Origin of the sequence: Clostridium senegalense JC122 (assembly GCF_000285575.1) — a bacterium.
In the GTDB taxonomy this organism is placed as follows: domain Bacteria; phylum Bacillota; class Clostridia; order Clostridiales; family Clostridiaceae; genus Clostridium_J; species Clostridium_J senegalense.
Window position 1 is genome coordinate 1,174,613 of record NZ_HE611050.1, and the last position, 3,565, is coordinate 1,178,177.

2 protein-coding genes are annotated in these 3,565 nt (G+C 27.2%); both read right to left on the reverse strand.

Annotation, left to right across the window (positions count from 1 at the left end; all coding sequences use genetic code 11):
* The coding region (locus CSGHG_RS23570) for a hypothetical protein (protein WP_010293506.1) at positions 1-285 on the reverse strand (285 nt) is incomplete at its 3' end.
* Between the two features lie 398 nt (positions 286-683).
* A complete protein-coding gene (gene rnr / locus CSGHG_RS06160; protein ID WP_010293507.1) occupies positions 684-2,822 on the reverse strand; it encodes a ribonuclease R in 2,139 nt (712 codons plus the stop codon).
* Positions 2,823-3,565: the final 743 nt, after the last annotated feature.

A 3,565-nucleotide genomic window follows, 5' to 3' on the forward strand; every position in this document is an offset into this window, starting at 1 on the left:
AGCTGCCACTGCTACTGTTCCTGTCACTGGTCCTACGTCTACTGTTCCTGTTACTGATACTACGTTTCCTACATCTACTGTTCCTGTTACAGTTACATCTCCATCTATAACTGCTGTTACTGTATTAGCTACTGTTACTGAACCATCTATAGTTACTGTACCAAGCTGAATTATACCATCGGCATCAACTTGAATTGGATGAGTTTGCTGAGTATTAGGATCTACACCATTTGCTAAAACTAGCAACTGTGATGCTACATTATTAAAAACTAAATTATTGGCCATTTATACTCCCCCCGCTCTACATGATTAACATAACTTAACATTTTTCATTGCTAAGTTTTGTGATTGCTTTTCTTTCGTTCAGTTTATAATATTCTTTTTATATCAAATTGGTTCATAAAGCGAGTTGTTTTTACATCATTTTATTTATATATTAAAATATAATTTATAAACTTCTACATTTTGCTACACATATAGGAATACAAATTTTTGAATGGCTAATTTTTAAATTTTACTTTAAATCCTATATAATAAAGTAAGCAAAAAACTAATCTATAAATTTATCAACTAATAATTTTGTTATTAATTAATTGCTTATGAACATAAAAAAGTCTTAAAATAGACTTTTTCCTATTTTAAGACTTTTTCATTTATATACAGTTTTCTAAATCATTTTTTATTTATTCACTTTTTTCTTCTTCATCTTCTTGCTCTACAATTTCAAAGAAAATTTCATGAGCATCTAAATTTACTCTTGAGCAAACAATCCTGACTTCATCACCTAATTTATAAATATTTTTAGTTCTCTCACCTATAAGTTGAAGATTTTTATCATCAAACACATAATAATCATCCTTTAGGTCAGTTATGTGAACTAATCCTTCAACAGTATTTGGAAGTTCTACAAATATTCCAAAATTAGTTACTGATGATACTATTCCATCAAACTGCTCCCCAATTTTTCCACCCATATACTCAGCTTTCTTTAAATCATCTACATCTCTTTCTGCATCAATAGCAATTTTTTCTGTGTCTGATGCTTGTTTAGATGCAACTTCTACTGATTTCCTTAATTTTTTTTCTCTCTTATCATTTATTCCACCATTTAAATATTCTTTTATTATTCTATGAATTATTAAATCTGGATATCTTCTAATTGGTGAAGTAAAGTGACAATAATATTTAGCTGCAAGACCAAAGTGACCTAAACACTCTGGTGAATATTTAGCTTTCATCATAGAACGAAGCAATAATCTACTAACAACGTGTTCTTCCTTTTTGCCTTTAACTTTCTCTAATATGTCTTGAAGCATTCTTGGATGAACTTCTGATGTGTTTCTTATGAAGTATCCTAAATTATATACAAATTCATTAAAATTCATTAATTTTTCTTCATCTGGATCTTCATGGACTCTATATACAAAAGGAGTATTTAGCCAAAACATATGCTCGGCTACAGTTTCATTAGCAACTAACATAAATTCCTCTATTATTCTATTTGAAACTGCTCTTTCATAAGGTTTTATATCTATAGGCTTTCCATTTTCATCTAATATTATCTTAGCTTCGTCAAACTCAAAGTCTATAGAACCTCTTCTAGTTCTTCTTGAGTTTAAAATTTCATAAAGCTTTTCCATATTTTTAAAATCTTCATATAGATAATCATATCTTTCTATAGTTTCTTTATCATTGTCTCTTAAAATTTTTGTTACGTCTGTATAAGTCATTCTTTCATTAGTTTTTATTATAGATTCACAAATTTCATGATCAACAACTTTTCCCTCATTATTTATTTCCATAAAACAAGATAGTGTTAGTCTATCAACTTTCGGATTTAAACTACATACTCCGTTAGAAAGCTTTTTAGGTAGCATAGGTATAACCCTATCTATTAAGTATACAGAATTTCCTCTTTTTAATGCTTCTTTATCTAAATTTGATTTTTCAGTTACATAGTGAGATACGTCTGCTATATGAACACCTAATTTAAAGTTTCCATTTCTTAAAACTTCAACTGATACTGCATCATCTAAGTCTTTAGCATCTTCCCCATCAATTGTAACCATTTTTAAATCTCTTAAATCTTTTCTTCTTTTATATTCATTTTCTGGTATATTTTCATCTATATCTGCTGCTTCTTGTTCTACTTCATAAGGAAACTCTTCTGGAAGATTGTGTTTTCTTATTATAGTTAATATATCCACACCTTTTTCCTCTTTGTAACCTAGTACTTCAACAACTATACCCTCAGCTTTTCTATTATCTTCTGGCCATTTAGTTATTTCCACAACCACCATTTGACCTGTTTTAGCTCCATTTCTTTTTGCCTTTGGTATAAATATATCCTTATTAACTTTATTATCTTTTGGAACAACAAAACCAAAACTTTTACTGTCCTCATATAAACCTACAACAGTTTTGTTTTTTCTTTCTATTACGCGCTCTATAAATCCTTCACATTTTTTGCCATGATTTTCATTTTTCAGTATTTTAACTAAAACTCTATCTCCGTTCATAGCTGTATTAACATTATCTGCTGGTATAAATACATCTGGTCTATCATCATCTAATATTACAAATCCAAAACCTCTTTGGTGTGCTTGGAATTTACCTACTTCCATACCCATTTTATCTACAACACCATATCTATCTTTATCATTTTTTATTATTTGCCCATCTTGTTCCATACTATCTAATATTTTTTGAAAATCTTTTATTTCTCTTTTGCCTATTCCAAAAATTTTTCCAAGTTCTTGAGATGTCATAGGCTTATATGCTTCTTCTGCCATAAAACTAAGCAAAACTTCTCTTATATTCATTTTATACCTCCTTAATTTATGATATCTATTTAGAAAATTACATATTTACTTCGCTAAAATTTTATCTATATATTAATTATACACATAAAGCAGCCTAATTATTGATATAAGAAAAAATTTTATATTCTCTCTTTTTAAATTATAGGGTTCCATGTTGACGCTTAAAATTGTTCATTCTAAAATTTGGATACCTAAATTAATGAGATATGCTCGAAAATATTTTAAATTCAACATTACACTTTGTATAAAAATATTTTAAATATCATTTATTTATATTATCACACTTTTCGTCTATTAATATGTTAATTATTTATATTAAGCATTATGAAATAAATAATACTCACCACAACTATTAACTTTCACTAAAATAATCTCTTAGTTATTGATAAAATATTAATTTGAGTTTTCTCATTTGATAAACGAATAACTTTTAAATTACTCATTCCAAAACTTGGGTACCTAAAATAGTGAGACATGGTCAAAATCACTTCAAATTCAACACTATATCTTGTATAAAAACATTTTAAGATTATTGAATAAATTTAAATTGGAGCTTATTTCTCTATATCTTTAACTATTGGAATTTAAACTTTTAAACTTTGTTAATAAAATATGTATTTGTTTACAAAATAAAAATCTTCTAGCTTAAACTAGAAGATTTCTATTTCAAATTATATGATTAAATAATTTGACATATAATAAATACATAACATCCCTTGGGGTTGGGCTGTTATAAATAAATA

What these genes read in the sequence shown, in the direction of transcription:
- rnr (WP_010293507.1), bottom strand. Translation starts at nt 2,822, where the DNA reads ATGAATATAAGAGAAGTTTTGCTTAGTTTTATGGCAGAAGAAGCATAT.